The 26,593-nt window shown below is 61.9% G+C and carries 23 protein-coding genes and 1 pseudogene; 18 read left to right on the forward strand and 6 right to left on the reverse strand.

Annotated features, from left to right (window positions below):
* Window positions 1-175: 175 nt before the first annotated feature.
* Complete coding sequence (locus JFU57_RS10390) at window positions 176-886, forward strand: PqiC family protein (RefSeq protein WP_020299454.1); 711 nt, start codon at window positions 176-178, stop codon at window positions 884-886.
* Between the two features lie 214 nt (window positions 887-1,100).
* Here JFU57_RS10390 and JFU57_RS10395 read toward each other — a convergent pair whose 3' ends face one another.
* Entirely contained in the window at window positions 1,101-2,642 is a 1,542-nt protein-coding gene (locus JFU57_RS10395) for an AhpA/YtjB family protein (RefSeq protein WP_020299453.1), read from the reverse strand.
* 134 nt (window positions 2,643-2,776) lie between these two features.
* Between JFU57_RS10395 and serB the strand changes: the two genes are divergently transcribed.
* Window positions 2,777-3,991 carry a phosphoserine phosphatase SerB gene (gene serB / locus JFU57_RS10400; protein WP_020299452.1) on the forward strand — a complete coding sequence of 405 codons (1,215 nt, stop codon included), beginning with the start codon at window positions 2,777-2,779 and terminating at the stop codon, window positions 3,989-3,991.
* 86 nt (window positions 3,992-4,077) lie between these two features.
* Here the strand turns inward: serB and asd are convergent, their stop codons facing one another.
* Genes asd through JFU57_RS10415 form a run of 3 tightly spaced genes read right to left on the reverse strand, consistent with a single transcriptional unit; the run spans window position 4,078 to window position 7,354 of the window.
* Window positions 4,078-4,938, reverse strand: coding sequence for an archaetidylserine decarboxylase (gene asd, locus JFU57_RS10405; protein WP_201129187.1), 861 nt, complete (start codon window positions 4,936-4,938; stop codon window positions 4,078-4,080).
* 18 nt (window positions 4,939-4,956) lie between these two features.
* Window positions 4,957-5,772 carry a rhodanese-like domain-containing protein gene (locus tag JFU57_RS10410; protein WP_078469543.1) on the reverse strand — a complete coding sequence of 272 codons (816 nt, stop codon included), beginning with the start codon at window positions 5,770-5,772 and terminating at the stop codon, window positions 4,957-4,959.
* A 43-nt stretch (window positions 5,773-5,815) separates the two neighbouring features.
* A complete protein-coding gene (locus JFU57_RS10415; RefSeq protein ID WP_078469544.1) occupies window positions 5,816-7,354 on the reverse strand; it encodes an HDOD domain-containing protein in 1,539 nt (512 codons plus the stop codon).
* A gap of 166 nt (window positions 7,355-7,520) precedes the next feature.
* On the opposite strand from JFU57_RS10415, the gene motA reads away from it, so the two are divergent.
* Window positions 7,521-8,372, forward strand: coding sequence for a flagellar motor stator protein MotA (gene motA / locus JFU57_RS10420; RefSeq protein WP_020299448.1), 852 nt, complete (start codon window positions 7,521-7,523; stop codon window positions 8,370-8,372).
* A gap of 3 nt (window positions 8,373-8,375) precedes the next feature.
* Window positions 8,376-9,476, forward strand: a complete 1,101-nt coding sequence (motB, locus tag JFU57_RS10425; protein WP_201129189.1) for a flagellar motor protein MotB — start codon at window positions 8,376-8,378, stop codon at window positions 9,474-9,476.
* A gap of 56 nt (window positions 9,477-9,532) precedes the next feature.
* Here motB and rsgA read toward each other — a convergent pair whose 3' ends face one another.
* Window positions 9,533-10,564 (reverse strand): small ribosomal subunit biogenesis GTPase RsgA, encoded by a 1,032-nt coding sequence (gene rsgA, locus JFU57_RS10430; RefSeq protein WP_020299446.1) that lies wholly within the window; start codon window positions 10,562-10,564, stop codon window positions 9,533-9,535.
* A 108-nt stretch (window positions 10,565-10,672) separates the two neighbouring features.
* On the opposite strand from rsgA, the gene orn reads away from it, so the two are divergent.
* Together orn and JFU57_RS10440 are read left to right on the forward strand one after the other, a co-directional pair.
* Window positions 10,673-11,215, forward strand: coding sequence for an oligoribonuclease (orn, locus tag JFU57_RS10435; protein ID WP_020299445.1), 543 nt, complete (start codon window positions 10,673-10,675; stop codon window positions 11,213-11,215).
* A 104-nt stretch (window positions 11,216-11,319) separates the two neighbouring features.
* Window positions 11,320-11,934, forward strand: coding sequence for a trimeric intracellular cation channel family protein (locus JFU57_RS10440; RefSeq protein WP_178102921.1), 615 nt, complete (start codon window positions 11,320-11,322; stop codon window positions 11,932-11,934).
* Here JFU57_RS10440 and queG read toward each other — a convergent pair.
* Window positions 11,916-12,995: a tRNA epoxyqueuosine(34) reductase QueG gene (gene queG / locus JFU57_RS10445; RefSeq protein WP_078469547.1), complete on the reverse strand. Its 1,080-nt coding sequence runs from the start codon at window positions 12,993-12,995 to the stop codon at window positions 11,916-11,918. The two genes, JFU57_RS10440 and queG, sit on opposite strands and share 19 nt — an antisense overlap.
* Window positions 12,996-13,058: 63 nt before the next feature.
* Here queG and JFU57_RS10450 point away from each other — a divergent pair, with 63 nt between their 5' ends.
* The 12 genes and pseudogenes from JFU57_RS10450 to JFU57_RS33620 all read left to right on the forward strand — a co-directional run.
* Complete coding sequence (locus JFU57_RS10450) at window positions 13,059-13,919, forward strand: NAD(P)H-hydrate dehydratase (RefSeq protein WP_201129191.1); 861 nt, start codon at window positions 13,059-13,061, stop codon at window positions 13,917-13,919.
* A complete protein-coding gene (gene tsaE / locus JFU57_RS10455; protein WP_020299441.1) occupies window positions 13,907-14,377 on the forward strand; it encodes a tRNA (adenosine(37)-N6)-threonylcarbamoyltransferase complex ATPase subunit type 1 TsaE in 471 nt (156 codons plus the stop codon). The genes JFU57_RS10450 and tsaE overlap by 13 nt, the downstream gene beginning before the upstream one ends.
* Window positions 14,378-14,380: 3 nt before the next feature.
* On the forward strand, window positions 14,381-15,808 hold the full coding sequence (locus JFU57_RS10460; protein ID WP_201129193.1) for an N-acetylmuramoyl-L-alanine amidase: 1,428 nt from the start codon (window positions 14,381-14,383) through the stop codon (window positions 15,806-15,808).
* The gene (gene mutL / locus JFU57_RS10465) at window positions 15,805-17,715 is read left to right on the forward strand and encodes a DNA mismatch repair endonuclease MutL (protein WP_201129194.1); all 1,911 of its coding nucleotides are present in this window, start codon (window positions 15,805-15,807) and stop codon (window positions 17,713-17,715) included. Before JFU57_RS10460 ends, mutL begins: the two co-directional genes overlap by 4 nt.
* Window positions 17,715-18,686: a tRNA (adenosine(37)-N6)-dimethylallyltransferase MiaA gene (gene miaA / locus JFU57_RS10470; protein ID WP_078469551.1), complete on the forward strand. Its 972-nt coding sequence runs from the start codon at window positions 17,715-17,717 to the stop codon at window positions 18,684-18,686. Before mutL ends, miaA begins: the two co-directional genes overlap by 1 nt.
* Window positions 18,687-18,779: 93 nt before the next feature.
* On the forward strand, window positions 18,780-19,040 hold the full coding sequence (hfq, locus tag JFU57_RS10475) for an RNA chaperone Hfq (protein WP_007921378.1): 261 nt from the start codon (window positions 18,780-18,782) through the stop codon (window positions 19,038-19,040).
* A 12-nt stretch (window positions 19,041-19,052) separates the two neighbouring features.
* Window positions 19,053-20,354: a ribosome rescue GTPase HflX gene (gene hflX / locus JFU57_RS10480; protein WP_020299437.1), complete on the forward strand. Its 1,302-nt coding sequence runs from the start codon at window positions 19,053-19,055 to the stop codon at window positions 20,352-20,354.
* 96 nt (window positions 20,355-20,450) lie between these two features.
* Window positions 20,451-21,626 carry an FtsH protease activity modulator HflK gene (gene hflK, locus JFU57_RS10485; protein ID WP_078469552.1) on the forward strand — a complete coding sequence of 392 codons (1,176 nt, stop codon included), beginning with the start codon at window positions 20,451-20,453 and terminating at the stop codon, window positions 21,624-21,626.
* Window positions 21,626-22,495 (forward strand): protease modulator HflC, encoded by an 870-nt coding sequence (gene hflC, locus JFU57_RS10490; protein WP_020299435.1) that lies wholly within the window; start codon window positions 21,626-21,628, stop codon window positions 22,493-22,495. The genes hflK and hflC overlap by 1 nt, the downstream gene beginning before the upstream one ends.
* Window positions 22,496-22,783: 288 nt before the next feature.
* Complete coding sequence (locus JFU57_RS10495) at window positions 22,784-23,971, forward strand: ATP phosphoribosyltransferase regulatory subunit (protein WP_078469553.1); 1,188 nt, start codon at window positions 22,784-22,786, stop codon at window positions 23,969-23,971.
* A gap of 54 nt (window positions 23,972-24,025) precedes the next feature.
* The gene (locus tag JFU57_RS10500; protein WP_003217505.1) at window positions 24,026-25,315 is read left to right on the forward strand and encodes an adenylosuccinate synthase; all 1,290 of its coding nucleotides are present in this window, start codon (window positions 24,026-24,028) and stop codon (window positions 25,313-25,315) included.
* A gap of 954 nt (window positions 25,316-26,269) precedes the next feature.
* Window positions 26,270-26,482: pseudogene (locus JFU57_RS33620) on the forward strand (methyl-accepting chemotaxis protein); the annotation flags it as partial.
* Window positions 26,483-26,593: the final 111 nt, after the last annotated feature.

Here is a 26,593-nt window from a genome sequence, read left to right on the forward strand (position 1 = left end):
GGTTAGAGCGCTCGATCTGCGATTTAACGCGTAGATCGACGCTACAGCGCTGGAGTCAGGACGCATATTCACGGATGATATGCGCTTTCAAGCGCCGGCGTAGCTGAGCGTTATTTAGAGTTTTTTTGAGTATTTACACTGTGGCTAGCCTTGTGGCCGCCACCTGGATGGGATGATGACTGCTCTGCGCCTTCCTTTGGTTTTTTTGCTCGCTGGCGTTCTTGGCCTGGCGGGTTGCAGCGTACACCAACCGGTGTCGCTGTATCAGCTGGACAGCGGAAGTCCAGCTCAGCCGGCCAATGCCGGCATGTCGGTGGTGCTGGGTCCGGTGTTGATCGCCGATTACCTGCAACGTGAAACCCTGCTGCAACGCCAGGATGATGGCAGTTTGCAAGCTTCGACCGATGGTCGTTGGGCGGGTAGCCTGTCCTCCGATATTGGCCAACTGCTATTGCGCCAGGTGGCAGGTCACCTGGACAGCCAGCGCGTAGTACTGGCGCCGGCGACCAGCGGGTTTACCCCGGATGTGCAGGTGCTGCTGTCGATCACCCGCCTGGATTCCGGTAAATCGCAGCCGGCGGTACTGGATGCGCAATGGCGCCTGATCGACCGTCGTGGCCAGGTGCGTGATAACCGCATCGTGCACTTGCAGGAGCAGCACGCGGGCACTACGGCCTCCCAGGTCCAGGCACAGGGCGTATTGCTGCAGCGTCTGGCCGAGCAACTGTCGGGCGCGCTGAAGCCGCTGGCCAACCAGCCTGTGGTGGCTGAGGTGCCACGCAAGGCCGCTCCAGCCCCTGCGGCCAAGCCTGTCGAGCAGGAGAAGCAGCCAAAGATCCCTATGGCTACTCCTATCCGTACGGATATGGAAGTGTTCAGGTTCTAGGTTGTTGGCCCCCAAGACAAAGCCCGCTCTGAAGCGGGCTTTGTTGTTTCTGGGGTAAACCTTTGCCCATTGCCGTTGGCTGCGAGCTGGCAGGTTCGGGCGCTTGAAGGCTGCTGCCGCGATAGCGGTGGAAGGCGCCGTTACTCGACAGGCGCGTTGTTCAGCCACAAAAAAGCCCGCTACACAGCGGGCTTTTTTATGGGCGGGGCCAGGCTTAAAGCTTGGCCCGTGTCTCGTGCATGCGTGCCAGCTGGCGCTCCAGCATCGATGGGTAGGGTTCCATCAGGCGTTCGACGCAGCAGGCGCCTTCCGGGCTGGCGATTGGGCGAATGCGTGCGCGTTGGCGGATCAGCGCGTCATCACTGATCTTGCGTTCCACCAGCAGCAGATTGCGGCTGTGCTGGGACAGCGCCAGGGCATCCTGTGCGGTTTCGGTCAGCAGCAGGTCGATCTGGCTCAGGCCAAACAGCTCGTCACCCAGAGTCAGGCCCAGTTGCAATTGCAGGGTGATGCCGCTGTCCGCGACTTCGATCTGCAAGGCATGGCCCAGGGCGCGCAGCAGTTCGCCACAGCAGATGGCGTTGGTCAGGTAGTCGTCACCACTGTCTTCACTGTGGAACAGCATCAGGGTGCTGCCGTCGTTCAGGGTATGCAGCTCGCTCTGGTAGAGCGACGCAGCCTGGTCGAGGCAGTCGCGATAGCGTTCCAGCAGCTCCGTCAGTCGAGCACGGGGCAGGCGACGCAGCTGATCCTGGGCGCCGAGTTGTACCGCCAGCACCGCACTGTGCTGCGGTTGCGCGGGCGTTACCGGCCGTGCCAGCGGCTTGGGGGCGGTGGGTGTGGTGTGATCGCGCAGGTCGGCGAACGGGTCTTCTTCGTCCAGTTCGTCTTCTTCGGCGCTGACCAGCCGCCGCGGCGCAGGCTTGAGGCCGGCGACCGGGGCGCTTTCATCAAAACTCGGGTCGCGCAGGTTACGCATCTCGAAGGCCGGCTCGCGGTCCTGCGGTTCGTCGTAATCCTCGTCGTCGTAATCGGCCTCGGGTTCGGGGGCCGGCTGCGGTTTCTCCGGTGCCAGGCGCGCATGGAGCTGGCGCGCCAGGTCGCCGATTTCATCCTGGCGCTGGGTAGCCGGGGTGTGTTCGTCCATGTCACGCAGCCAGACCCGCAATTGCATCAGGGGGGTCGAGATGTGACGTCCCAGGCGCAGGCTCAGGGCCAGGGCCAGGGCCAGCAGGATCGCGCTGAGGATGCCCATGCTTTGCAGGCTGATGGTCATCGGCTGCTGGAACTGCGCCATGTCCAGGCTGATCCGCAGGTTGCCGGCGGTCACGTCCTGGAAGGTGATCTTGGTCTGGTAGACGCCTTCGGTCTCGCCCAGCAGGCTGCTTTTCGGGCGTTGGCCGGCTTCGGCGAGGATCCGGTTATCGACGCTGTAGATGGCCGCGTGGGCCACCAGCGGATTTTTGGTCAGGTTGTTGAGCAGCACATTGAGGCTGAGGATGTCGTTGGACACCAGCAGCTCGGTCGCCGAAGTGGCGGTCTGGGTGGTCAGGCTCTGGCCCAGGGCATCGGCTTGTTCATGCATGGCTTGCTTGAATTGCAGGCCCATCACGCAGGCGTAGATCACCAGGGCCAGGGCGACCAGGATCACGTTATGGCTGGCAATGCGCAATGCAATCGGTACACGGCGGTGGCGCAGTGCACGGAAGATCAGCAGAAAGAAATTATCGGTTTTAACAGGCGTGGGCCGGTTCACTGAGCTCGGCTCTTTTGTCCGTGAAGTTGACGCGCAGTATAGCGACAGGCCCTAGGCCGGCAAAGCGCTGGCTGTGCCCGATGGTCACTGAATGTGGGTAGAATGCGGTTTTTTTCCACCTGCGGGGGTGCGCCTTGCGCGAAATCGTCCTGATAAACATCACCGGTGAAGATCGTCCCGGTCTCACTGCAGCCATTACCGGCGTTCTGGCCCAGGGTGGTGTGAATATTCTCGACATCGGTCAGGCGGTGATCCACGACACCTTGTCGTTCGGCATCCTGGTTGAAATCCCGAGTACCGAACAAGCGTCCTCGGTGCTCAAGGACATTCTGTTCACCGCTTACAAGCTGGACCAACAGGTACGTTTCACCCCGGTTTCCGAAGAGGATTACCAGCAGTGGGTCGGCGGTCAGGGCAAGAAACGCCATATTGTGACCCTGCTGACCCGCAAGGTGACGGCCGAGCAGTTGCAGCGAGTCAGTTCGATCACCGCCAAATACGGCCTGAACATCGACCATATCGACCGTCTGTCGGGGCGCATGCCCCTCGACACCCCGGCCGATCAAGGCAAAGGCTGCATCGAGTTCTCGGTGCGCGGTGAAGCCGCCGATCCCCAGGCATTGCGCGCCGAGTTCCTGAGCGTCGCCCAGGAATTGAACGTCGATATCGCCTTCCAGGAAGACTCGCTGTTCCGCCGCAATCGCCGCCTGGCGGTATTCGACATGGATTCGACGCTGATCGAGGCCGAAGTCATCGACGAATTGGCCAAGGCCGCAGGCGTGGGTGACCGTGTTGCCGAAATCACCGAGCGGGCCATGGCCGGCGAGCTGGATTTTCGCGCCAGCTTCAAGGAGCGCCTGGCGTTGCTCAAGGGGCTGGACGTCGGCGTGCTTGATTCCATAGGTGCATCACTGCGCCTGACCGAAGGCGCCGAGACGCTGTTTGCCGAGCTCAAGCGCCTGGGCTACAAAACCGCGATCCTCTCGGGCGGTTTCACCTACTTCGCCAAGCAACTGCAGGCCAAGCTGGGTATCGACTACGTGTTTGCCAACGAGCTGGAAGTGGTAGATGGCAAGGTGACGGGTGTGGCGGTCGAGCCGATTGTCGATGCCCAGCGCAAGGCTGATCTGCTGCGCGAACTGGCGCACAAGGAAGGCTTGCGCCTGGAGCAGACCATTGCCGTGGGTGACGGCGCCAACGATTTGCCGATGCTGGCGATTGCCGGGTTGGGCGTGGCGTTTCGCGCCAAACCGCTGGTCAAGCAATCGGCCAAGCAGGCGATTTCCACCCTGGGCCTGGACGGTGTGCTGTACCTGCTGGGCTTCCGTGATCGCGACGGCCAGCTCTAAGGGCCAGGTGTGCTGTTTTGCTCAGCTAACCCCCTCCATAAAAAACGCCGCTGATCAGCGGCGTTTTTTTGCGTCCGGGAATGGCTTCAGGCTTTTGGCAAGCCTAGGCCCTGGCCCATCTGCACCGGCGAGCCGGCGACCAACTCCTGCGCCCACTGCACTTGATCCGGGCCGAACAGCACGATGGCGGTCGATCCCAGTTTGAAACGGCCCAGCTCGGCGCCTTTTTCCAGGTGGATCGGCGCACGCGCGGCTTCGTCGTAACGCACGGTTTTCAGCTCGCGCTTGGGTGGCGTTACCAGGCCGGCCCAGACGGTTTCGATCGAAGCGACAATCATCGCCCCCACCAGCACCACGGCCATTGGGCCGCGTTCGGTATCGAACAGGCATACCACGCGTTCGTTGCGGGCAAACAGCTCCGGGACGTTTTCGGCAGTGGTCTGGTTAACCGAGAAAATCCGGCCCGGCACGTAGACCATTTCACGCAGGGTGCCGGCCAGCGGCATGTGCACGCGGTGGTAGTCCTTGGGCGACAGGTAGATGGTGGCGAAGTCGCCGCCCATGAACGGCGCGGCAACGGCAGCATCCCCGCCCAGCAGTTCGAGCACGCTGTAGCTGTGGCCTTTGGCCTGGAACACCCGGCCATGTTCAATCGGGCCGAGCTGGCTGACGGCACCGTCGGCCGGGCTGAGGATGGCGCCCGGGGTTTGGTCCAGCGGGCGGGCGCCGTCTTTCAGGGCGCGGGTGAAGAAGGCGTTGAAGTGCTCGTAGGCACTCAGGTCTTCCACCAGGGCCTGGGACATGTCCACTTGATAACGCTTGGCGAACCAGGCAGTGAAGGCATTCTTGAACCAGCGCACGCGGCACTCGGCAATGCAGCCGGCCAGGCGCGACAGCAGGTGGTGAGGCAGCAGGTACTGGCTGAGGATAAACAAACGCTTTTTCATTAACTGTCCTTAAAAACCTTAAATCTCTACAGGCGTGTCGGGGTGGTTGCCCCATTCGCCCCAGGAACCGGCATAGCCCTTGACCCGCGGATAACCGAGCGCCTTGGCCACCAGGTAGGTGAAGCCAGAGCGGTGGTGGGTCTGGCAGTGGGTGATGATTTCTTTGTCTTTGCTGATGCCGAGGTTTTCGAGGATCTGCGGCATGTCGGAGCGGATGCGCAGGTTGCGCGTCTGGTCCATGCCGGCGGTCCACTCGAAATTCACAGCGCCGGGGATGTGGCCGCCTTTGGCTGCCAGGACTTTTTCGCCCGAGTACTCCAGCGGTCCACGGGCATCCCAGATCGCCAGGTCGGCAGCGCCGAGGCGGCTTTGCAGGTACTCGCGAGTGGCGGTGGGTTCGTCGTGCAGGGTCAGGGCGACCGGGCCGCCAGCGGCCGCCGGCACAGCAGTGGACACCGGCAGGCCTTGCGCTAGCCAGGACAGCAGACCGCCATCGAGGTAGTGATACCGAGTGTGGCCGATGACATCGAGCAGCCAGATGAAACGCCCGGCCCAGCCGCCACCTTCATCGTCGTAGACCACATAGACCGCGTTGGGGTTGTGCCCCAGTTCGCCGAACAGCGCTTCAAGCGCGCCTTGGGTCGGCAGCAGGCCCGGTGCGGGAGGCTGGCCGAGCTGGGTGCGCTTGGGGTCGACAAAGTGGGCGCCGGGAATATGGCCGGTGGCATAACGAGCGGCGCTGGTCAGGTCGACCAGGATCAGTTCGCGGGATTCGAGGCGGTCGAGCAAGTCGCTCGGCTCTATAACCAGCGGCAAGCCAGAGAAGTCAGACATGTGAGGTCTCCAGAGCACAAAGGGGAGGATTGTAGCGCAAGCGTCATTGGCTGCGGTTGGTAAAGCTGTGAAGGGCTTTTTCAATACATTGCGCAGTTTTGCCAAAGGCCTGGACGCTGATTTCCGAGAACGGCCCGCCGCCCTGGTCGGCGGCGATCAGCATCACCACGCGGCCGTTGCTCGAGAGTGAGCGCAGCAGCAGGTGCTCGCCACGGAACAGGCCGCGCAACTGCGGCGGCAGCAGGGCCGAGAATTGCGCGTTGTTGTCCGGGTTCAGGCGCACCTGAGCCGATTTGGTCACCAGGCGTTGCAGCACGTTGCTCTGGCTGACGCGCAGGGTCAGGTTCGCCGACTCCGCAGGCAGGCCGGCAATTTGTTGTGCCCGCAGATTGGCCAGGCCGCGATCGACCATCAGCAGCATCACCCGGCGCATGCCACAGGCCACCAGCGCATCGCAGGCGGCGCTGGTGAGGTGCAGCGCATTGCGAAAGGCGCTCGGTTCGACCAACAGTTGTGCACATTGTTCGCGCCAGTGTCCCAGCGCTTCGGCAGTCGGTGCCGGGGCCGGCAGCAAACCCTTGGGCAGGCGCCGTGCATCCCACGGCCAGAGCAAGGCCTCGGCAGGGTGCCAGAGACCGGGCGCCGCGTCGTTGCGCGCGCTGATCACCGCCTGCTGGTGCAGCTGCTGTTGCAGGTTGTCCATGGGCATTTGCAGATAAAGGCTGGTCAGGTGCTGCCAGCGCAGGCAGTGGGTACTGTCCCAGGCGTATTGCGCCGAAAGTGCCAGGCCGTTGGCCAGCAACACGCTGTTGGCCGGCTGGTTCAGCCAGCGACGCAGGTCGGGGTCGGCATCCAGGCGTTGTTGCTGATGCAGCGGATGTTCGCTGTCGCGGGCAATGTGCAGGACCTTGACCAGCAGCCGGCGCTCGCTGATCAACAGGCGATAGCCCTGTTGGACCCAGATCGGCAGGTGCCAGACCTCCACCAGTGCCTGGCATATCTCCAGCAACCTGACCCCGAACAACTCCAGCTCGACCTTGTGCGCCGATTCATGCTTGTGGATAACTCGCAGTTCCCACTCTTCCAGCAGCTTCGGCTGGGCCAGGGCCAGGGGCCACAGTGGCGATAGAAACAGCAGACTGCCCCAGTGGATGTCCTGCCAGAGGCGGGCCAGGCGGCTGGCGAAAAAACCATTGGCCTGCTGGCTGGCGTGCTGGCTGATCAGTTGCAGTTGGCGCAGGACCGGCGGGATCTGCCCTTCCGGCAGCGCTGGCAGGCGAGCGAGCAGTTCTTCGGTGCGCTTGAGGCCCAGGCGGTTGAGGGCGACCTCAAGGTTTTCCGCAGGCTCGCTCATGCTGCCGTGGGTATGCCGATTGGCCTCGCGGATGATGCTCAAGGCCAGCGCTGGGCTGTTCTGCATCAGGTCGGCGATATCGCGCAACGAACTGCGGCTGTCGGCGATGGCTCGACAGACTTTGTCGTGGCTGACTTGCGGCACCGGCAACGGCACCCCGTCCAGGAGCTTTATCCAGCCGCTGAGGGTCGTCGGTCGGGGAGTTGGGACTGTCGTTTCATTAGACATGGCTGGGCGCAATCATCGTCTGCTGTAAACACGCCCAGAGCGGGCCAAACTGGCTTTTCGCCTTAACTGGCTATAGTCTGGCGCAGTTTTGCCGATAAGTAGAAGAAGAGTTTTAAGAACTTCCGAATATGACCTTGAACCCGACTCAATAAGTACTCTCCTACCTATGGCTAAAATTATCGGCATCATCGTCGTATTCGCGAGCGTGCTCGGCGGATACGTGCTCTCACACGGCAAAATCGCAGCCCTGATCCAGCCTTTCGAAGTGCTGATCATCGGCGGCGCGGCCTTTGGCGCATTCCTGCAGGCCAACCCCGGCTATATGACGATGCACGTCATCAAGAAATCCCTGGGGATGTTCAGTTCGCGCTTCACCCACACGTTCTATCTGGAAGTGCTGGGCCTGGTGTACGAGATCCTCAACAAGAGCCGCCGCGAAGGCATGATGGCGATCGAGGGAGATATCGAGGACGCCGCCGCCAGCCCGATTTTCGCCAAGTACCCGGCGGTGCTCAAAGACGCCCGCATGACCGCTTATATCTGTGACTACCTGCGCATCATGTCTTCCGGCAACATGGCTCCCCACGAGCTTGAAGGCCTGTTCGACATGGAGCTGTTCAGCATGAAGGAAGACCTCGAGCACCCTTCCCATGCGGTGACCGGCATCGCCGACGCCATGCCCGGCTTCGGTATCGTTGCTGCGGTATTGGGGATCGTGGTGACCATGGCTTCCCTGGGTGAGGGCGACCAGAAGTCCATCGGCCTGCACGTAGGTGCGGCGTTGGTGGGTACCTTCTTCGGTATTCTCGCGGCGTACGGCTTCTTCGGCCCGCTGGCCACCTCCCTGGCCCACGATGCCAAGGAAGAACTGAACGTCTACGAAGCCATCAAGGCGGCCCTGGTCGCCTCCGCTTCCGGCATGCCGCCATCGCTGGCTGTGGAGTTCGGGCGCAAGGTGCTGTACCCGGCGCACCGTCCAAGCTTTGCCGAGCTGGAACAAGCGGTTCGCGGTCGCTAAGTCATGGAAAATAACCAGCCGATTATCATCAAGCGCGTCAAGCGCTTCGCTGGCGGACACCACGGGGGCGCCTGGAAAATCGCCTTCGCCGACTTCGCCACGGCGATGATGGCGTTCTTCCTGGTGCTGTGGTTGTTGTCCACCGCCACCCCGGAACAGAAGATCGCCATCGCCGGTTACTTCAAAGACCCGATCGGCTTCTCCGAAAGCGGCACTCCCTACATCATCGATCTGGGCGGTTCGCCTGAGCTGGCGCCGGACACCACCCTCAACCCCGAGGTGAAGTCCCAGCCACAGCCGGACAAGGTGACGGTCGATTCCGAACAGGTCGAGGGCATGGCCGAGCAGGTCGAGCGCGAACGTCTCGAACTGTTGTTGCAGGAGCTGCAGAACAAGGTTGAAGAGAACCCGCAGCTGCAGAAATTCAAGGACCAGATCCTGTTCGAAATCACCCAGGACGGCTTGCGCATCCAGATCATGGACGCCGAGAACCGGCCGATGTTCGACTCGGGTAGCGCGCGTCTGAAACCGTATTTCGAAGACATCCTGCTGGCCATGGCCGACACCATCAAAGCGGTGCCGAACAAGATCAGCATCAGCGGCCACACCGATGCCAAGCCATACTCGGGCGCCGGTGACTTTGGCAACTGGGAGCTTTCGGCCAACCGTGCCAACGCCGCACGCCGCGCCCTGGTCGCGGGCAGCTATCCCGACTCCCAGGTGGCACGGGTGGTGGGGTATGCCTCGTCGTCGCTGTTCGATCGCAAGGACCCGTTCAACCCGGTCAACCGGCGGATCGATATCGTGGTCCTGACCAAGAAGGCACAGCGTGCCATCGAGGGTGAGCAACTGCCGGCCGATGTGCCGACTCAGGGCCAGGGTGCGCCGGGCGAAGTGCCGGGGGCTGCGGCTGATCCGAATGCCTTGCCGCCAGGCGCCGATCCGCTGCCGGCACATGAAGTGCGGCAGCGCCTGAATATCTTCGAGGATGGGGTGTTGAAGATGGATGAGCCCGGCAAGTCTGGTCAGCCTTCGACCGCACCGGCACCGGCCACGCCACCTGCGGCGCCACCGCCAGCGTCTGCGCCCGCAGCGCCGAAGTAACCCACAAAAAAGGCCGCGATGATCGCGGCCTTTTTGTCAGTGCGGGGTGCGACAGCTCAGTAGCTGGTTTCCGGCAGGCTGGCGATGATCGAGCGGTAGCTGTTCATCCGTTGCTGCTGCACGCGGCCATCTTCAAGGGCCTTGAGCAGGGCGCAACCGGGTTCGCGATCATGTTTGCAATCGCGGAAGCGGCAGGTGCCCAGCAGGTCGTTGAATTCGATAAACCCGGCTTCGACATCGGCGCGGCTGACGTGGCCCAGGCCGAATTCGCGAATGCCCGGGGAGTCGATCAATTCGCCGCCACCCGGGAAGTGGAACAGTCGCGCGGTGGTGGTGGTGTGAGTGCCCTGGCCGGACAGCTCGGACAGCGGGCCGACGCGGGTTTCGACTTCCGGCAGCAAGCTGTTCACCAGCGAGGATTTGCCGACACCGGACTGGCCGACGAATACGCTGATGCGCCCGTCCAGTTGGGCCTGCAATTGCTCCATACCATCGCCGTGGTGCGCCGAGACTTCCAGCAGCGGGTAACCCAACTGGCGATACACCGCCAGCAGGGCATTGAGTGCCGGAGCATTCTGCTCGTCGATCAAGTCGGCCTTGTTCAGCAGCAGCAACGGACGGATGCCGGCGTGTTCGGCAGCGACCAGGTAGCGGTCGATCAGGTTGGCATGGGGTTCGGGCAGCGGGGCGAAGACAATCACGATCATGTCGACGTTGGCTGCCACCGGCTTGAGCTGGCCGCGGCTGTCCGGGCGGCACAGCTCGGTGTTGCGTGGCAATTGGGCGACGATCACGCCGATGCCCTGGTTGCCGGCGCGCCACACCACCTGGTCGCCCGTTACCAATGCTGGCAGGTTGGCGCGCAAGTGGCAGCGGAATACCTGGCCGGCCAATTCGCCTTCGCGAGCTTCGACTTCGACCTGAACGCCGAAGTGGGCGATCACCAGGCCGGTCTGCTCGGGGCCCAGGTCGCCTCCCTCAAGCGCTTCCACGGCGGATGATTCCCGCTTGGCGGCGCGGGCGGCGCGTTCGCCTTGAATTTTTTCGATGCGCCAGTTTTGGCGACGGTTGAGCTGGCGTTTGGCCATGGGTGTTCCGTGTTGATAATGCAGCAGGATAGGTAAAACGGCCGCGAGTTTAGCACGCCGAGGAGGCCCTCTAGGCTAAACTGCGCAACTACGCCGAGGAGCCCACCCATGCAAAACCCACAGAATCTGATTTGGATCGATCTGGAAATGACCGGTCTGAACCCTGACACCGACGTCATCATCGAGATGGCCACCATCGTCACCGACAGCAACCTCAATACCTTGGCCGAAGGTCCGGTCATCGCCATCCATCACAGTGACGAAGTCCTGGCCGGCATGGACGAGTGGAACACCCGCACCCACGGTGGCTCGGGCCTGACGCAACGGGTCCGCGAGAGTCGCATCAGCATGGCTGAGGCCGAAGCCGAAACCATCGCCTTCCTGGAGCAGTGGGTGCCTCGGGGCAAGTCGCCGATCTGTGGCAACAGCATCTGCCAGGATCGCCGCTTCCTTTATACCCACATGAAATCCCTGGAAAGCTTCTTCCACTACCGCAACCTCGATGTCTCGACCCTCAAGGAGCTGGCCGCGCGCTGGGCGCCGGACGTGCGCGACAGCTTCAAGAAAGGCAGCACCCACCTGGCCCTGGACGACATCCGTGAGTCCATCGCCGAGCTGCAGCATTACCGCAAACACTTCATCAAGTTCTGATGTCGGGCAGGCCGGCCTGGTCGTCCAGGGCTATTTCACGGCCTCGCCCTCTTTTGGTGCCCGTGCCAACTGAGTAGACTGCGCGCCTTCCTGCAAGGACCGCCATCATGCTGCTGATGCTCTACCTGATCGCCATTACCGCTGAAGCCATGACTGGCGCCCTGTCCGCGGGGCGCCGCGGCATGGACTGGTTCGGCGTGGTGCTGATCGCCTGCGTCACGGCCCTGGGTGGCGGTTCGGTGCGTGATGTATTGCTCGGCCACTACCCGCTGACCTGGGTCAAACACCCGGAATACCTGGTGCTGACCTCGGTGGCGGCCCTGGTGACGATCTTTATCGCACCGCTGATGCGCCACCTGCGTTCGCTGTTTCTGGTGCTCGACGCCGTGGGCCTGGTGGCGTTTACCCTGATCGGCTGCATGACCGCCCTGGAAATGGGCCACGGCATGTTGGTGGCCTCGGTCAGCGGGGTGATTACCGGGGTGTTCGGCGGGATTTTGCGGGATATCTTCTGCAACGATATTCCGCTGATCTTCCGCCGCGAGCTGTACGCCAGCGTCTCGTTCGCCGCGGCCTGGTGCTACATGCTGTGTATCTACCTGCAACTGCCCAGCGAGCAGGCGATCCTGGTCACCCTGTTCGGCGGTTTTCTACTGCGCCTGCTGGCGATCCGCTTTCACTGGGAAATGCCCAAGTTCGTCTACAACGACGCCGAGTGACGCTTGGCGTGTTGCGCCAGCGCCCACTCCACGTGTTCCTGCACCAGTTCTGATGGATAGTCCCGGCGCGCCTTGAGCGCTTCCAGCACCGGAATGCTCGAGGGCGCATTGCCCAGGCCGACCGCCAGGTTGCGCAGCCAGCGCTCATACCCGGCGCGCCGCAGGGGCGAGCCCTCGGTGCTGCTGAGGAAACGCTCCTCATCCCACATGAACAGCTCGGCCAGTTCGGCGTTATCCAGGTTGTGCCGCGGCTTGAAGTCGTTTTCTCCCGACGGGCGAGCGAAGCGGTTCCAGGGGCAGACGATCTGGCAGTCATCGCAGCCGAACACCCGATTGCCGATCAGCGCGCGCAATTCTTCGGGGATGGCGCTTTTGAGTTCGATGGTCAGGTAGGAAATGCAACGCCGCGCATCCAGCACATAGGGGCCGACAAACGCCTGGGTCGGACAGATATCGAGGCAGGCGGTGCAGCGTCCGCAGTGCTCGCTGGCGTGGGGCTGGTCCACGGGCAGCGGCAGGTCGACGAACAGTTCGCTGAGGAAGAAATAGCTGCCGGCCTTGCGGTTGAGGACCAGGGTGTTCTTGCCGATCCAGCCCAGGCCGGCCTGTTCGGCGATGGCTTTTTCCAGCACTGGGGCGCTGTCGACAAAGGCGCGATAGCCAAAGGGGCCGATGGCTTGCTGGATGCGCTCGGCCAGTTGCTGCACGCGTTTACGAATCAATTTGTGGTAATCGCGGCCCAGGGCATAGCGTGAAACGTAAGCTTTGGCAGGCTGCGCCAGGCGCTGGGCCATTTGCGTATCGCCTGGCAGGTAGTCCATGCGCAGCGAAACCACGCGCAAGGTGCCGGGCACCAGCTCCTCGGGGTGGGAGCGTTTGCTGCCGTGGGCGCCCATGTAGTCCATCTCGCCGTGGTAGCCAGCCTCGAGCCAGCGTTGCAGGTGCTGCTCGTGCTCGGCCAGGTCCAGGCCGCTGATGCCGACTTGTTGAAAGCCCAACTCGCGGCCCCAGTCTTTGATCGATTGAGCCAGAGCGGGCAGATCGGTGGTAATAGCAGGCATGAGGCGAGAGAAACCGGGGCTGAGGTGCGTATAATTCTGCCAGACATCGGAGCCTGAAGACGCATGCCGCAGACAAAACACGATTTACCCGACGCGCAGTTACTGATGCCCGGCCATTTGCCGAGGCTGGCTGCCCGTTCGCCGGACGCCCATAAGGGCCAGTTTGGCCATGTCCTGCTGATTGGCGGCGATCGCGGCTTTGGCGGCGCGGTGTTGCTGAGCGCGCAAAGTGCCCTGCGCAGCGGCGCTGGCCTGGTGTCCCTGGCGACGCGCAGCGAGCACGTGCCGGCCGCCCTGGCTCGTTTGCCGGAGGTGATGACCCAGGGCGTGCATTCGGCCAATCAACTGATGGGGCTGCTCGCCCAGGCATCGGTGCTGGTGGTCGGCCCCGGCCTGGGCCAGGCGGCATGGGGGCACAGCCTGTTGTCGGCGGCGGCAAATACCTCGCAACCACAGGTCTGGGATGCCGATGCGCTGAATCTGTTGTCCAAGGGCGGGCTGAGCTTGCCCGAGGGCAGCGTCATTACCCCGCATCCGGGAGAAGCGGCGCGTTTGCTCGGGTTGTCGACGGCCGACGTGCAGGCCGACCGTCCGGCGGCGGCGCGGGCCTTGAGTAAAAAGTATGCAGTGGTGGCCGTCCTCAAGGGGGCGGGTACCCTGATCGCCGGCCCCGATGGCCAATTGGCACGTTGTGATCAAGGCCATCCGGCCATGGCCAGCGCCGGGTTGGGCGATGTGCTGGCGGGCGTGATCGGCGCCTTGCTGGCCCAGGGCATGAGCGCATTTGATGGCGCTTGCCTGGCCGTCTGGTTGCATGCGACGGCGGGAGAGCAGCAAGGCAAGTTGGGCCGGGGGCTGGCGGCCAGTGATCTGATACCGGCCATTCGTCAGTTGTTGGAGGAGCAAGCACCGTGTCTGAACTAACCCTTTATCTGGCCGATGAGCAGGCCATGGTCGAATTGGGTGCGCGAATCGCTCAGGTCACCCGAGGGGTTGGCGTGATCTTCCTGGAGGGCGACCTGGGGGCGGGTAAAACCACCCTGTCACGGGGCATAATTCGTGGTTTGGGGCATGTGGGGGCGGTCAAGAGCCCGACCTTTACCCTGGTCGAGCCCTATGAGATCGGTGAGATTCGAGCGTTTCACTTTGACCTGTATCGCCTGGTCGATCCGGAAGAGCTGGAGTTTCTAGGTATCCGCGATTACTTCGACGGCGATGCCTTGTGCCTGCTTGAGTGGCCCCAACGTGGTGCAGGCTTTTTGCCAAAGCCGGACCTGACCATTACCATTACCCCGCATAACAACGGGCGTTCTCTGCATTTGTTGTCGCAAGGCTCGCGTGGCGAGTCCTGGTGTGCCGCTTTGGCGTTGGAATTCAAATAAATTATGGGGTTAGGTATGCGCATTCGCGCGTTGGTTGCTGTCGTAGGACTGTTGCTTACGGCATTGGCCGTCGAGGCTGTAGCCGCGACACAGGTGCGCAGCGTGCGCCTGTGGCGAGCACCGGATAACACTCGTTTGGTGTTCGATCTGTCCGGCCCGGTTCAGCACAGCGTGTTTACCCTGAGCGCCCCCGACCGGCTGGTGATCGATATCAATGGCGCGACCCTCGGCGGTCCGCTGAACATTGCCACGGCCAACACCCCCATCACGGCCATGCGCTCCGCGCAGCGCACGCCGACCGATCTGCGGGTGGTCATCGACCTGAAAAAAGCCGTCACCCCCAAGAGCTTCACCCTGGCGCCGAACGCGCAATACGGTAACCGCCTGGTGGTCGACCTGTTCGATAACCCGGCTGACGCTGCTCCGCCGCCTACCCCTGCGCCCAGTGTCGCCACGGTTCCGGCGGTGCCGGTCACTCCGGTCGAGCCGGCGATCAAGCTGCCACCGGCGCCTGCCGGCAAGCGCGACATCATTGTGGTGATCGATGCCGGTCACGGCGGTGAAGACCCGGGTGCCTCCGGCTCCCGCGGCCAGCATGAAAAAGATGTGGTACTGGCCATCGCCCGCGAGTTGCAGCGCCAAGTCAATGGCCTGAAAGGCTTTCGCGCCGAGCTGACCCGTACCGGCGATTACTTCATTCCGTTGCGTGGCCGTACCGAAATCGCCCGCAAGAAGGGCGCCGATCTGTTCGTGTCGATCCACGCCGATGCCGCGCCCTCGGCCGCCGCCTTCGGGGCCTCGGTGTTTGCCCTGTCGGACCGTGGCGCCACTTCGGAAACAGCCCGTTGGCTGGCGGACAGTGAAAACCGTTCCGACTTGATCGGCGGGGCCGGCAACGTCAGCCTGGACGACAAGGACCGCATGCTCGCCGGGGTATTGCTCGACCTGTCGATGACCGCCTCGCTCACTTCCAGCCTGAATGTCGGGCAGAAGGTCCTGAGCAACATCGGCCGGGTCACGCCGTTGCACAAGCAGCGGGTGGAGCAGGCCGGGTTCATGGTGCTGAAGTCGCCGGATATTCCGTCGATCCTGGTGGAAACCGGCTTTATCTCCAACGCCAACGAGGCCTCCAAGCTGGCCGCCGCCAGTCACCAGCAGGCCCTGGCGCGCTCCATCAGCAGCGGTATTCGTCAGTTCTTCCAGCAGAACCCGCCGCCGGGCACCTACATTGCCTGGTTGCGCGACTCCGGGAAAATCGCCCAGGGCCCGCGTGATCACCGGGTCAGCCCCGGGGAAACCCTGGCCATGCTCGCGGTGCGTTACCAAGTGTCGGCGGCCACCCTGCGCACGGCCAATAACCTGAAGACTGATGAACTCAAGGTCGGGCAGACCCTGACCATCCCAGGTACTGAACTGGCGTCCAAGCAATGAGTGATAGGGTCCTGAACAACGCGCGCATCGAGCTGCTCAGCCCGCGCCTGGCGAACCAGATTGCTGCAGGTGAGGTGGTCGAGCGTCCGGCTTCGGTGATCAAGGAGCTGCTGGAAAACAGTCTCGACTCGGGTGCCAAGCGCATCGACGTGGATGTGGAGCAGGCCGGCGTCAAGCTGCTGCGAGTGCGTGACGATGGTCGCGGGATTTCCGCTGATGATCTGCCGCTGGCGTTGGCGCGACACGCCACCAGTAAAATCCGCGATCTCGAAGACCTAGAGCGGGTGATGAGCCTGGGGTTTCGTGGCGAGGCCCTGGCGTCCATCAGCTCCGTGGCACGTCTGACCCTGACCTCGCGCACCCGCGACGCCGAGCAGGCCTGGCAGGTGGAAACCGAAGGCCGGGACATGGCGCCTCGGGTCCAGCCCGCAGCACACCCGGCCGGGACCTCGGTTGAAGTCCGCGACCTGTTCTTCAATACCCCGGCGCGGCGCAAGTTTCTCAAGGCTGAAAAAACCGAATTCGATCATCTGCAGGAAGTGATCAAGCGCTTGGCGCTGGCCCGTTTCGATGTGGCCTTCCACCTGCGACACAACGGCAAAAGCATCCTCAGCCTGCACGAAGCCAATGATGACGCGGCCCGTGCCCGGCGCGTGGCGGCGGTCTGCGGCGCGGGCTTCCTCGAGCAGGCATTGCCGATCGAGGTCGAGCGCAATGGCCTGCACCTGTGGGGCTGGGTCGGTTTGCCGACCTTCTCCCGTAGCCAGGCGGACCTGCAGTACTTCTATGTGAATGGCCGCGCGGTGCGCGACAAACTGGTGGCCCACGCGGTGCGCCAGGCTTACCGCGACGTGCTGTTCAATGGTCGGCATCCGACCTTTGTGCTGTTTTTCGAGGTCGACCCGTCGGTGGTCGACGTCAATGTGCACCCGACCAAACACGAAGTGCGCTTCCGTGACGGGCGCATGGTTCACGACTTTCTCTATGGCACCCTGCACCGCGCCCTGGGCGATGTGCGCCCCGAAGACCACCTGGCTGCGCCGGCCGCAGTCGCGGGCATGGTCCGGCCAACAGGCATCGACGCCGGTGAATTCGGCCCCCAGGGTGAAATGCGCCTGGCGGCCCATATGGCGCTGGAGCAACCGCAAACCCAGCCGGGCTTGAGTGCGCCGGGCACTGGGGCGGGGGCCGGTTATCAGTATCAGTACACGCCGCGTCCACAGGCGGTCCTGCCGGCGGCAGAGGCGCAGAGTGCCTATCGCGAGTTTTACGCGCCCTTGCCCGACGCCGGCGGCGTTTCGCTGCCCGAAGGGCAAGGGGATATTCCGCCCCTGGGTTATGCCTTGGCGCAGCTCAAGGGGATCTACATCCTCGCGGAAAACGCCCAGGGCCTGGTGCTGGTGGATATGCACGCGGCCCACGAACGGATCATGTACGAGCGCCTGAAGGTGGCCATGGCCAGCGAGGGCTTGAGTGGCCAGCCGCTGCTGGTGCCGGAGTCGATCGCCGTCAGCCAGCGCGAAGCCGACTGCGCCGAAGAGCACGTCAGTTGGTTCCAGCGCCTGGGCTTCGAGCTGCAGCGCCTGGGGCCCGAGTCGTTGGCGATCCGGCAGATTCCGGCGTTGTTGAAGCAGGCTGAGGCCAATCGCCTGGTACACGACGTACTCGCCGACCTGATGGAGTACGGGACCAGCGACCGGATCCAGGCCCACCTCAACGAATTGCTCGGCACCATGGCCTGCCACGGCGCGATCCGCGCCAATCGGCGCCTGGCCCTGCCGGAAATGAACGGTTTGCTGCGCGATATGGAAAACACCGAGCGCAGCGGCCAATGCAACCATGGCCGACCGACCTGGACCCAACTGGGCCTGGACGATCTGGACAAACTATTCTTGCGCGGTCGTTGATGAGCCAGCTTCCTCCAGCGATCTTCCTGATGGGCCCGACTGCTGCTGGCAAGACCGACCTGGCCATCGAACTCACCAAAGTCCTGCCTTGCGAGCTGATCAGTGTCGATTCGGCGCTGGTCTATCGTGGTATGGACATCGGTACGGCGAAGCCTTCCCGGGAGCTGCTGGACGAGTTTCCACACCGTTTGATCGATATTCTCGACCCGGCCGAGAGCTATTCCGCTGCCGATTTTCGTAAAGACGCCCTGGCGGCGATGGCCGAGATCACCGCGCGCGGCAATATTCCGCTGCTGGTGGGCGGCACCATGCTTTATTACAAAGCGTTGGTCGAAGGCTTGGCGGATATGCCCGCGGCTGATCCGCAGGTCCGTGCCGAGCTTGAGGAAGAGGCCGCACGCCTTGGCTGGCAGGCCCTGCACGATCAGTTGGCGGCAATTGATCCGGAGTCGGCAGCAAGAATTCACCCCAATGACCCTCAACGCCTGACGCGGGCGCTGGAAGTCTATCGGGTCAGTGGCCTGAGCATGACCGCTCACCGCCAGCGACAATCTGCGCAAAGTACTGAAGCAGCCGCTTCGGGACAGGGACAATTGCCCTATACTGTCGCGAACTTGGCCATCGCTCCGGCGAATCGCCAGGTACTGCATCAGCGGATTGCACAAAGATTCACACAAATGTTGGAACAGGGATTCATCGACGAGGTCGTAGCTCTGCGTTCAAGAAGTGACCTGCATGCCGGGTTGCCGTCTATACGTGCGGTGGGCTATCGCCAAGTCTGGGATCATCTGGATGGCAAGCTGACGTCAGCCGAGATGCAGGAGCGGGGCATCATTGCCACGCGCCAATTGGCGAAGCGCCAGTTCACCTGGTTACGCAGTTGGGCTGATTTACACTGGCTGGACAGTCTGGATTGCGACAATCTGCCACGCGCCTTGAAATACTTGGGAACGGTCTCCATATTGAGCTGAGTCCTTGCAATTGCCGTCTATCCTTGGGGGTGTGGCGGCATAAGCCATCTGTTTTCTAATTTTTTATTATTGATCCTTAAAGGAGTGCGGCACATGTCAAAAGGGCATTCGCTACAAGACCCTTACTTGAATACTTTACGTAAAGAGAAAGTTGGGGTTTCCATCTATCTGGTTAACGGGATCAAGCTGCAAGGTACGATCGAGTCCTTCGACCAGTTCGTCATCCTGCTGAAAAACACCGTCAGCCAAATGGTTTACAAACACGCTATCTCGACAGTGGTGCCAGTTCGTCCAATTCGCCTGCCTAGCGCATCCGAATCCGAACAGGGCGACGCTGAGCCAGGTAACGCCTGATAGGAGTCTCCTTTGTTCTTTGAGCGCCACGGTGGTGGTGAGCGAGTGATCCTCGTTCACTTGGATGGACAGGACCCTGAGGCGCGCGAAGATCCGCAGGAGTTTCAGGAGTTGGCAAATTCGGCCGGCGCCGAGACCGTCGCGTTTTTTAACGTGCCGCGTCATCGGCCAACCGCCAAATTCCTGATTGGCAGTGGCAAGGTCGAGGAATTACGCGACCTGGTCCATGCCGAAAAGGCCGATCTGGTGATTTTCAATCACATCCTCACGCCCAGTCAGGAACGTAACCTCGAACGTGTATTCGAGTGTCGCGTGATCGATCGCACGGGTCTGATTCTCGATATTTTCGCCCAACGCGCCCGTACCCATGAAGGCAAGCTCCAGGTTGAACTGGCCCAGCTTGACCACATGAGCACCCGTCTGGTTCGTGGCTGGACTCACCTTGAGCGTCAGGGCGGCGGTATCGGCATGCGTGGTCCGGGTGAGACCCAGTTGGAAACCGACCGACGCCTGCTGCGGGTTCGCCTGCGACAGATCAAGGGTCGACTGGAGAAGGTGCGCAGCCAGCGTGAGCAATCGCGGCGTGGTCGGATGCGTGCGGATATTCCTACCGTTTCCCTGGTGGGCTATACCAACGCCGGTAAATCAACACTCTTCAACAACGTGACGAAATCGGACGTGTACGCGGCCGACCAACTGTTTGCCACGCTCGACCCGACCTTGCGCCGTCTGGATCTGGACGACCTGGGGCCGATTGTCCTGGCCGATACCGTGGGTTTCATTCGTCACTTGCCCCATAAGCTGGTCGAGGCATTTCGGTCTACGCTCGAAGAGTCGAGCAACTCCGACCTGCTGTTGCACGTGATTGACGCGGCCGAGCCGGATCGTATGTTGCAGATTGAACAGGTCATGGTGGTGCTGGGCGAGATTGGTGCCCAGGACTTGCCGATCCTCGAGGTCTATAACAAACTCGATTTGCTTGAAGGCGTTGAGCCACAGATCCAGCGCGACGAAAACGGCAAGCCCCAGCGGGTATGGCTTTCGGCGCGTGATGGCAGTGGCCTGGAGTTGCTTGAGCAAGCCATTGCCGAGTTGTTGGGCAGCGATTTGTTCGTCGGCACCTTGCGCTTGCCTCAACGTTTTGCTCGGTTGCGTGCTCAGTTCTTCGAATTGGGCGCGGTACAGAAAGAAGAACACGACGAAGAAGGTGTCAGCTTGCTGGCCGTTCGATTGCCACGCTCGGAGCTGAATCGGCTGGTCAGCCGTGAAGGCGTTGTGCCGATGGAGTTCATCGAGCAACACACTTTGCAATAAAAGCCTGGGAAAGCGGTTGTGCCGCTGTGACAGGCATTCTGTAGCATTGGTCGGCGCGCCGTGGGTGCGTCTTTGCTTTATCAGATGGAGAGCGCTATGGCTTGGAATGAGCCGGGTGGCAACTCGAATAATCAGGATCCTTGGGGTGGTAAGCGCCGCAATAACGGCGACCGCAAGGGGCCACCGGATCTCGACGAGGCCTTCCGAAAGCTGCAGGAAAGCCTGAATGGGTTGTTCGGTGGTGGTAAGAAACGTGGTGGTGACGAGGGCGGCAGATCGGGTAAAGGCGGTGGTTTCGGCTTGCTCGGTATCGGCCTTGTCGTACTGGCGGCCGTTTGGCTGTACAGCGCGGTTTACGTGGTGGATGAGCAGGAGCAAGCCGTGGTGCTGCGCTTCGGCAAGTACTACGAAACCGTCGGCCCGGGCCTGAACATCTACTTCCCGCCGATCGATCGCAAGTACATGGAGAACGTCACGCGCGAGCGTGCCTATACCAAGCAGGGCCAGATGCTGACTGAAGACGAAAACATCGTCGAAGTGCCGCTGACCGTGCAGTACAAGATCAGCAACCTGCAGGACTTCGTGCTGAACGTCGATCAGCCGGAAATCAGCCTGCAGCACGCGACCGACAGTGCCCTGCGCCACGTTGTGGGTTCCACCGCGATGGACCAGGTGCTGACCGAAGGTCGTGAATTGATGGCCAGCGAGATCAAGGAGCGTCTGCAACGCTTCCTCGATACCTATCGCACCGGTATCACTGTCACTCAGGTCAACGTACAGAGCGCAGCGGCACCGCGTGAAGTGCAGGAAGCCTTCGATGACGTGATCCGTGCTCGTGAAGATGAGCAGCGTTCGCGCAACCAGGCTGAAACCTACGCCAATGGCGTGGTGCCGGAAGCCCGTGGTCAGGCCCAGCGTATCCTCGAGGATGCCAACGGTTACCGCGATGAAGTGGTTTCCCGCGCCAAGGGTGAGGCTGATCGCTTCACCAAGCTGGTCGCCGAATATCGCAAGGCTCCTGAAGTCACGCGTGAGCGTCTGTACTTGGACACCATGCAGGAAGTCTTCAGTAACACCAGCAAAGTGCTGGTGACCGGTGGCAAGGGGGGGCAGAACAACCTGCTTTACCTGCCGCTGGACAAGATGATCGACAGCGGTCGTAGCAACAACGCTCCGGCAACGGGTGCGGCGTCTGCGGCTGGCAATGAAGTGAATGCACGTGCGGCGGCTGACTTGCAGCAACAGCAGACGCGTTCTAGGGAGAGTCGCTGATGAGCAATAAATCGCTGATCGCCCTGATTGTGGGTGTTGTCGTGGCGGTAGTTGCCTGGAACAGCTTCTACATCGTGGCTCAGACCGAGCGCGCGGTGTTGCTGCAGTTCGGTCGCGTGGTTCAGGCCGATGTCCAGCCTGGCCTGCATGTGAAAGTGCCCTACGTCAACCAGGTGCGTAAGTTCGATGCGCGTCTGATGACCCTGGATGCACCGACGCAGCGCTTCCTGACCCTGGAAAAGAAAGCGGTCATGGTCGACGCCTTCGCCAAGTGGCGGGTCAAGGACGCCGAGCGTTTCTACACCGCGACTTCCGGTCTCAAGCAGATTGCCGACGAGCGTCTGTCTCGTCGTCTGGAGTCGGGCCTGCGTGACCAGTTCGGCAAGCGCACCTTGCATGAAGTGGTTTCCGGTGAGCGCGACGCCTTGATGGCTGACATCACCGCTTCGTTGAACAAGATGGCCGAGAAAGAACTGGGCATCGAAGTTGTCGACGTACGGGTCAAGGCCATCGACCTGCCCAAGGAAGTGAACCGCAGCGTGTTCGAGCGTATGAGCACCGAGCGTGAGCGTGAAGCTCGCGAGCACCGCGCCAAGGGTAACGAGCTGGCCGAAGGCATCCGTGCCGACGCTGATCGTCAGCGCCGTGTGCTGCTGGCAGAAGCCTATCGCGAGTCTGAAGAGGCGCGCGGTGATGGTGATGCCCAGGCAGCGGCGATCTACGCCAAGGCCTACGGCCAGGACCAGGAGTTCTACGCGTTCTATCGCAGCCTGCGTGCCTACCGTGAAAGCTTCGCGAACAAAAGTGACGTGATGGTTCTGGATCCGGGCAGTGACTTCTTCCGTTACCTGGAAAAAGCCAAGCCTTGATCTCACACTGACCCAGATCACCCCGCCGGGCGGCTAACGCACTTGGCGGGGTGATCCTTTGGGAAAACGTGTGTATCATGCGGCAGCCGGGAAATTCCCGGCTTTTTTGCGTCTGCACGTTTGATTGGTCGATTCGTTCAAGAGCTCGACAAGATTTTTCGAGGAAAGTGGTCTGTACAGCTGATTCCTGGCTGCCTGTCCGGCTGAGTTCGCGTCGGATGCGATCGCTTTCTGCTTCACTCAAGGCTGGCCGAAGGCCTGCCGCCCGGATCATAGGGGAAAGGCGTAATGGCAACGGTAGACCGCTGGCTGCTGCCAGATGGCATCGAAGAAGTATTGCCGCCGGAAGCGGCGCGCATCGAAGTAGCGCGTCGTCAGGTGTTGGATCTGTTCCAGAGCTGGGGTTACGAGTTCGTCGTGACCCCGCATATCGAATACCTGGAATCCCTGCTGACAGGTGCTGGCCAGGATCTGGACCTGCGCACCTTCAAGGTCATCGACCCGCAATCGGGTCGGCAGATGGGCTTTCGGGCCGACATCACGCCGCAAGTGGCGCGCATCGATGCGCACACCTTGCGTCGCGAAGGTCCGAGCCGCCTGTGCTACGCCGGCAGCGTGCTGCATGCCCAGCCGCGAGCCCTGTCGTCTTCGCGCAGCCCGATCCAGTTGGGCGCCGAGTTGTATGGCGATGCCAGCCCGAGCAGCGACGTCGAAGTCATCAGCCTGATGCTGGCGATGCTGCAACTGGCTGATGTACCGGATGTCCACATGGACCTGGGTCACGTCGGTATCTACCGCGGCCTGGCCCGTGCTGCCGGCTTGTCCGGTGAAGTCGAGCAACAGCTGTTCGATGCCCTGCAACGCAAGGCGATCGACGAGGTCATTACCTTGACCGAAGGCCTGCCTGCCGACCTGTCGGGCATGCTGCGTGCCCTGGTCGACTTGTGTGGCGGCCGTGAGGTATTGACTGCCGCCCGTGACCGCCTGGCCCACGCGCCGGCGCCGGTACTGGCGGCACTGGATGATTTGCTGGCGATCGCCGAGCGTTTATCGGCGCGTTTCCCGGAGTTGCCGCTGTATTTCGACCTGGGTGAACTGCGCGGTTACCACTACCACACCGGTGTGGTGTTCGCGGTGTTTGTTCCTGGCGTGGGTCAATCCATCGCCCAGGGCGGGCGTTATGACGATATTGGCGCCGATTTTGGCCGTGCGCGGCCGGCGACCGGTTTTTCCACCGATTTGAAAACCCTGGTGACCCTGGGGCGTGCTGAAGTCGAGCTACCGTCTGGCGGTATCTGGATGCCTGACAGCACTGATGCGGCACTCTGGCAGCAAGTCTGTCAGTTGCGCGGTGAGGGTCAGCGTGTCGTCCAGGCGTTGCCTGGGCAACCTTTGGCCGCCGCCCGTGAAGCGGATTGCGACCGACAATTGATTCAGCAGAATGGGCTTTGGCAGGTACTGCCGCTGTCTTCTTGAGTTTTCCCGCCGGCGGCTGCCGGCACCAAGTTTGCGCGAATGAGGACAAGTGTTATGGGTAAGAATGTCGTAGTCCTGGGCACCCAGTGGGGTGATGAGGGCAAAGGCAAGATCGTTGATCTGCTGACCGAACATGCTGCCGCCGTAGTGCGCTACCAAGGTGGCCACAACGCGGGTCACACCCTGGTGATCGATGGCGAAAAAACCGTCTTGCACCTGATCCCGTCGGGTGTACTGCGCGAAGGCGTGCAGTGCCTGATCGGCAACGGCGTGGTGGTTGCACCTGACGCCCTGCTGCGCGAGATCACCAAGCTGGAAGAGAAAGGCGTGCCAGTGCGCGAGCGCCTGCGTATCAGCCCTTCCTGCCCTCTGATCCTGTCCTTCCACGTTGCGCTGGACCAGGCCCGTGAAAAGGCCCGTGGCGAGCTGAAGATCGGTACGACCGGTCGCGGCATCGGCCCGGCCTACGAAGACAAGGTTGCACGTCGTGGCCTGCGTGTGGGCGACCTGCTCAACATGCCGCGCTTTGAAGACAAGCTGCGTGAACTGGTGGACTACCACAACTTCATGCTGGTGGGTTACTACAAAGAGCCGGCCATCGAGTTTGAAAAGACCCTGGCCGAGTGCAAGGAATACGCTGAGCTGCTCAAGCCGCTGATGCTGGACGTGACTGCCGAGCTGCACGACCTGCGTCGCGCCGGCAAAGACATCATGTTCGAAGGCGCCCAGGGCTCGTTGCTGGACATCGACCACGGCACCTACCCGTACGTTACCAGCTCCAACACCACCGCTGGCGGCGTTGCGACTGGTTCGGGCGTTGGCCCGATGTTCCTGGACTACATCCTCGGCATCACCAAGGCGTACACCACGCGTGTAGGTTCGGGCCCGTTCCCGACTGAGCTGTTCGACGACGTCGGTGCGCACCTGGCCAAACAGGGTCACGAATTCGGTGCTACCACCGGCCGTGCCCGTCGTTGCGGCTGGTTCGACGCCGTTATCCTGCGTCGCGCTATCGATGTGAACAGCATCTCGGGCATCTGCCTGACCAAGCTGGACGTACTCGACGGCCTGGAAACCATCAACATCTGCATCGGCTACAAGGATGCGGAAGGTAAGGACGTTGCCCCGACTGACGCGGACAGCTACGTAGGCCTGCAGCCTGTGTACGAAGAAGTGCCGGGCTGGACTGAATCGACCGTGGGCGCCAAGACCCTGGAAGAGCTGCCAGCCAACGCCCGCGCTTACATCAAACGCGTCGAAGAGCTGATCGGTGCGCCGATTGACATTATTTCGACAGGTCCGGACCGCAACGAAACCATCGTTCTGCGTCATCCGTTCGCGTAATAAGTCGTTGATGTAAATCACAAAGGGCCCTGAATTGGGCCCTTTGTCGTATCTGGTGCTTGAACGGCACGACCCTTGCTGTTAACTCTGATTCTAGAGTGCCATCAATTTTATGGCGTCAAAGCAGAGGGATTTCCTGTGTCGGCCGTTCTCTCACTGTTACAAAGCCGTTTGCTGCGGCCAGTGTTCGTTACCCTAGGTATCGCCCTTTTGGTGCAGGTACTGGTGGCGGTTGCCCTGACCCGGAGCACGGTGACTGCGCTCGAGGCTGATCTTGCCGCCCGTCTGGGCGTTGATAGCCAGAAGCTGTCTGCGGAACTGGAGCAGGCCGGGCGTGAAGTCACATCCAGTCTGGAGAGCCTCTCCAGCAGTACCCGTCAGCGCCTGACCGCGGGCCTGTCCTCGCGCCTGCAGGAAGAGCAGGCGCAATTGCGCGCCACCCTGGAAAAAGACCTGAAGGATTCAGCCAATGACATGGCCCAATTGCTGGCGTCGGTAGCGCCGCGAGCAATGTGGGACAGCGACGTGCCGACTCTTTCCGAATTTGCCCGGCGTGCGCAACGCAATCCCAACGTGTTGTTCGTGGTTTACGACGACGCTGCGGGCGAACACTTGACCCGTTACCTGAACCGGGACAACCCGATCAACAAGGCACTGCTGGAGAAGGGCAAGGGCGACCGAGCCCTGGACAAAGTGCTGGATGCGGCGAAGAGCGACCCCTCGGTCTACTACCTCGAAGCGTCGATCAACCCCAATGGCGTGGAAATCGGCAAGGTGTTGATGGGTGTGTCCACTGCCTCGGTCGAGGCGGATGTGGCGGCGCTGGACAAGCGTTTTGCGGCGCTGATTGCCAGCAGCGATCAATTGGTGGGCGACAGCGTGAAAGGCGCCTCGGCAGAGAGCTCGGCGGCCATGCGCTCGCGCCTGCAATCGGCCCAGGGTACGGCCACGCAAATGCAGGCCAACACTGCTAGCACCGTGCAGGACGCGGCGCAGACCCTGCGCTGGCGGATCGGCCTGGGCCTGGCGCTGGTGGGCTGCGGTGTCTTGCTGTTGCTGGCGGTGGTGCTGGGGCGGCGTGTGGTCAACAAGCTGCACCTGCTGATCGCCGCGCTGAATGATCTGGCGGCGGGCGAGGGGGATCTGACCAAACGTGTGCAGCTCAACAGCAATGATGAAATCGGCGACATGGCCTCGGCGGTCAATCGGTTTGTCGACAAGTTGCAACCCATCGTGCGCGAGGCGGGGGATGTGGCGCAGCGCACCGGGGTTGAGATC

Origin of the sequence: Pseudomonas sp. TH07, assembly GCF_016651285.1 — a bacterium.
GTDB lineage: Bacteria > Pseudomonadota > Gammaproteobacteria > Pseudomonadales > Pseudomonadaceae > Aquipseudomonas.

Bases quoted from the DNA above. Each gene is read 5' to 3' on its own strand.
- JFU57_RS10390 (WP_020299454.1), top strand. From the start codon at position 176: ATGACTGCTCTGCGCCTTCCTTTGGTTTTTTTGCTCGCTGGCGTTCTT.
- asd (WP_201129187.1), bottom strand. From the start codon at position 4,938: ATGAAAAAGCGTTTGTTTATCCTCAGCCAGTACCTGCTGCCTCACCAC.
- JFU57_RS10410 (WP_078469543.1), bottom strand. From the start codon at position 5,772: ATGTCTGACTTCTCTGGCTTGCCGCTGGTTATAGAGCCGAGCGACTTG.
- JFU57_RS10415 (WP_078469544.1), bottom strand. From the start codon at position 7,354: ATGTCTAATGAAACGACAGTCCCAACTCCCCGACCGACGACCCTCAGC.
- motA (WP_020299448.1), top strand. From the start codon at position 7,521: ATGGCTAAAATTATCGGCATCATCGTCGTATTCGCGAGCGTGCTCGGC.
- motB (WP_201129189.1), top strand. From the start codon at position 8,376: ATGGAAAATAACCAGCCGATTATCATCAAGCGCGTCAAGCGCTTCGCT.
- rsgA (WP_020299446.1), bottom strand. From the start codon at position 10,564: ATGGCCAAACGCCAGCTCAACCGTCGCCAAAACTGGCGCATCGAAAAA.
- orn (WP_020299445.1), top strand. From the start codon at position 10,673: ATGCAAAACCCACAGAATCTGATTTGGATCGATCTGGAAATGACCGGT.
- queG (WP_078469547.1), bottom strand. From the start codon at position 12,995: ATGCCTGCTATTACCACCGATCTGCCCGCTCTGGCTCAATCGATCAAA.
- JFU57_RS10450 (WP_201129191.1), top strand. From the start codon at position 13,059: ATGCCGCAGACAAAACACGATTTACCCGACGCGCAGTTACTGATGCCC.
- JFU57_RS10460 (WP_201129193.1), top strand. From the start codon at position 14,381: ATGGGGTTAGGTATGCGCATTCGCGCGTTGGTTGCTGTCGTAGGACTG.
- mutL (WP_201129194.1), top strand. From the start codon at position 15,805: ATGAGTGATAGGGTCCTGAACAACGCGCGCATCGAGCTGCTCAGCCCG.
- miaA (WP_078469551.1), top strand. From the start codon at position 17,715: ATGAGCCAGCTTCCTCCAGCGATCTTCCTGATGGGCCCGACTGCTGCT.
- hfq (WP_007921378.1), top strand. From the start codon at position 18,780: ATGTCAAAAGGGCATTCGCTACAAGACCCTTACTTGAATACTTTACGT.
- hflK (WP_078469552.1), top strand. From the start codon at position 20,451: ATGGCTTGGAATGAGCCGGGTGGCAACTCGAATAATCAGGATCCTTGG.
- hflC (WP_020299435.1), top strand. From the start codon at position 21,626: ATGAGCAATAAATCGCTGATCGCCCTGATTGTGGGTGTTGTCGTGGCG.
- JFU57_RS10495 (WP_078469553.1), top strand. From the start codon at position 22,784: ATGGCAACGGTAGACCGCTGGCTGCTGCCAGATGGCATCGAAGAAGTA.
- JFU57_RS10500 (WP_003217505.1), top strand. From the start codon at position 24,026: ATGGGTAAGAATGTCGTAGTCCTGGGCACCCAGTGGGGTGATGAGGGC.